Source organism: Pseudomonas sp. F1_0610, from assembly GCF_047470865.1.
Lineage (GTDB): Bacteria > Pseudomonadota > Gammaproteobacteria > Pseudomonadales > Pseudomonadaceae > JAZDRH01.
In genome coordinates this window covers 1-2,412 of the sequence record NZ_JAZDRH010000062.1, presented here as the reverse complement: position 1 = coordinate 2,412, position 2,412 = coordinate 1, and the positions used below count along the sequence as shown (strand labels likewise).

Below are 2,412 nucleotides of genomic sequence, written 5' to 3'. Positions count from 1 at the left end.
CTCTGTGAATTCACAAGAGTTTATTTAGATTGCTGAGCCAAAATTAGAAGCTTTTAGCTTCACAAGATTTAACTGAAGAGTTTGATCATGGCTCAGATTGAACGCTGGCGGCAGGCCTAACACATGCAAGTCGAGCGGTAACAGGAAGAAGCTTGCTTCTTTGCTGACGAGCGGCGGACGGGTGAGTAATGCCTAGGAATCTGCCTAGTAGTGGGGGATAACTACTCGAAAGAGTGGCTAATACCGCATACGTCCTACGGGAGAAAGTGGGGGATCTTCGGACCTCACGCTATTAGATGAGCCTAGGTCAGATTAGCTAGTTGGTGGGGTAAAGGCTCACCAAGGCGACGATCTGTAACTGGTCTGAGAGGATGATCAGTCACACTGGAACTGAGACACGGTCCAGACTCCTACGGGAGGCAGCAGTGGGGAATATTGGACAATGGGCGAAAGCCTGATCCAGCCATGCCGCGTGTGTGAAGAAGGTCTTCGGATTGTAAAGCACTTTAAGTTGGGAGGAAGGGCAGTTAACTAATATTTGACTGTTTTGACGTTACCAACAGAATAAGCACCGGCTAACTTCGTGCCAGCAGCCGCGGTAATACGAAGGGTGCAAGCGTTAATCGGAATTACTGGGCGTAAAGCGCGCGTAGGTGGTTTTGTAAGTTGGAAGTGAAAGCCCCGGGCTCAACCTGGGAATTGCTTTCAAAACTGCATGACTAGAGTACAGTAGAGGGTAGTGGAATTTCCTGTGTAGCGGTGAAATGCGTAGATATAGGAAGGAACACCAGTGGCGAAGGCGACTACCTGGACTGATACTGACACTGAGGTGCGAAAGCGTGGGGAGCAAACAGGATTAGATACCCTGGTAGTCCACGCCGTAAACGATGTCAACTAGTTGTTGGGTTCCTTGAGAACTTAGTAACGCAGCTAACGCATTAAGTTGACCGCCTGGGGAGTACGGTCGCAAGATTAAAACTCAAATGAATTGACGGGGGCCCGCACAAGCGGTGGAGCATGTGGTTTAATTCGAAGCAACGCGAAGAACCTTACCTGGCCTTGACATGCAGAGAACTTTCCAGAGATGGATAGGTGCCTTCGGGAACTCTGACACAGGTGCTGCATGGCTGTCGTCAGCTCGTGTCGTGAGATGTTGGGTTAAGTCCCGTAACGAGCGCAACCCTTATCCTTAGTTACCAGCACGTAATGGTGGGCACTCTAAGGAGACTGCCGGTGACAAACCGGAGGAAGGTGGGGATGACGTCAAGTCATCATGGCCCTTACGGCCAGGGCTACACACGTGCTACAATGGTCGGTACAGAGGGTTGCCAAGCCGCGAGGTGGAGCTAATCTCACAAAACCGATCGTAGTCCGGATTGGAGTCTGCAACTCGACTCCATGAAGTCGGAATCGCTAGTAATCGTGAATCAGAATGTCACGGTGAATACGTTCCCGGGCCTTGTACACACCGCCCGTCACACCATGGGAGTGGGATGCACCAGAAGTAGCTAGTCTAACCTTCGGGAGGACGGTTACCACGGTGTGTTTCATGACTGGGGTGAAGTCGTAACAAGGTAGCCGTAGGGGAACCTGCGGCTGGATCACCTCCTTAATCGAAGATTCCAGCGTCTTCATAAGTACTCACACGAATTGCTTGATTTGAGAAGTAACGAATTGGGTGAAACCCAACGATAATTGGGTCTGTAGCTCAGTTGGTTAGAGCGCACCCCTGATAAGGGTGAGGTCGGCAGTTCAACTCTGCCCAGACCCACCAATTATCTGGGAAGCCCTAGAAATGGGGCCATAGCTCAGCTGGGAGAGCGCCTGCCTTGCACGCAGGAGGTCAGCGGTTCGATCCCGCTTGGCTCCACCACTTAATTTGTTACTTAGAAGTGCTGTGAAAGAGATCAGAAATGAGTATTTCCGAATTAATTTGAAATATTGATTTCTGATTTTTTATCAGAACTGTTCTTTAAAAATTTGGTATGTGATAGAAGTAAAAATAGACTATTAATTGTTATCACTGACAGTTAATAAGCTAAGGTAAATTTGCGAGTTCAAGCGAATTTTTGGCGAAATATCGAACTTCAACTGATCACTTTGAATAATCGCTGAGAAGCAGATTGTTTGGGGTTATATGGTCAAGTGAAGAAGCGCATATGGCGGATGCCTTGGCAGTCAGAGGCGATGAAAGACGTTGTAGCCTGCGATAAGCTTCGGTGAGGTGGCAAACAACCTTTGACCCGGAGATCTCTGAATGGGGAAACCCATCTAGGATAACCTAGATATCTTGCACTGAATACATAGGTGTAAGAGGCGAACCAGGGGAACTGAAACATCTAAGTACCCTGAGGAAAAGAAATCAACCGAGATTCCCTCAGTAGCGGCGAGCGAACGGGGACCAGCCCTTAA

At 48.9% G+C, this 2,412-nt stretch carries 2 tRNA genes and 2 rRNA genes; all 4 read left to right on the top strand.

Annotated features, from left to right (window positions below):
• Positions 1 to 69 precede the first annotated feature (69 nt).
• Positions 70 to 1,612, top strand: a 16S ribosomal RNA gene (locus VQ643_RS16120).
• Positions 1,613 to 1,697: 85 nt separating this feature from the next.
• Positions 1,698 to 1,774 (top strand) — tRNA-Ile (locus VQ643_RS16115).
• Between the two features lie 23 nt (positions 1,775 to 1,797).
• Positions 1,798 to 1,873: transfer RNA gene (locus VQ643_RS16110), tRNA-Ala, on the top strand.
• A 266-nt stretch (positions 1,874 to 2,139) separates the two neighbouring features.
• A 23S ribosomal RNA gene (locus VQ643_RS16105) occupies positions 2,140 to 2,412 on the top strand; the annotation flags it as partial.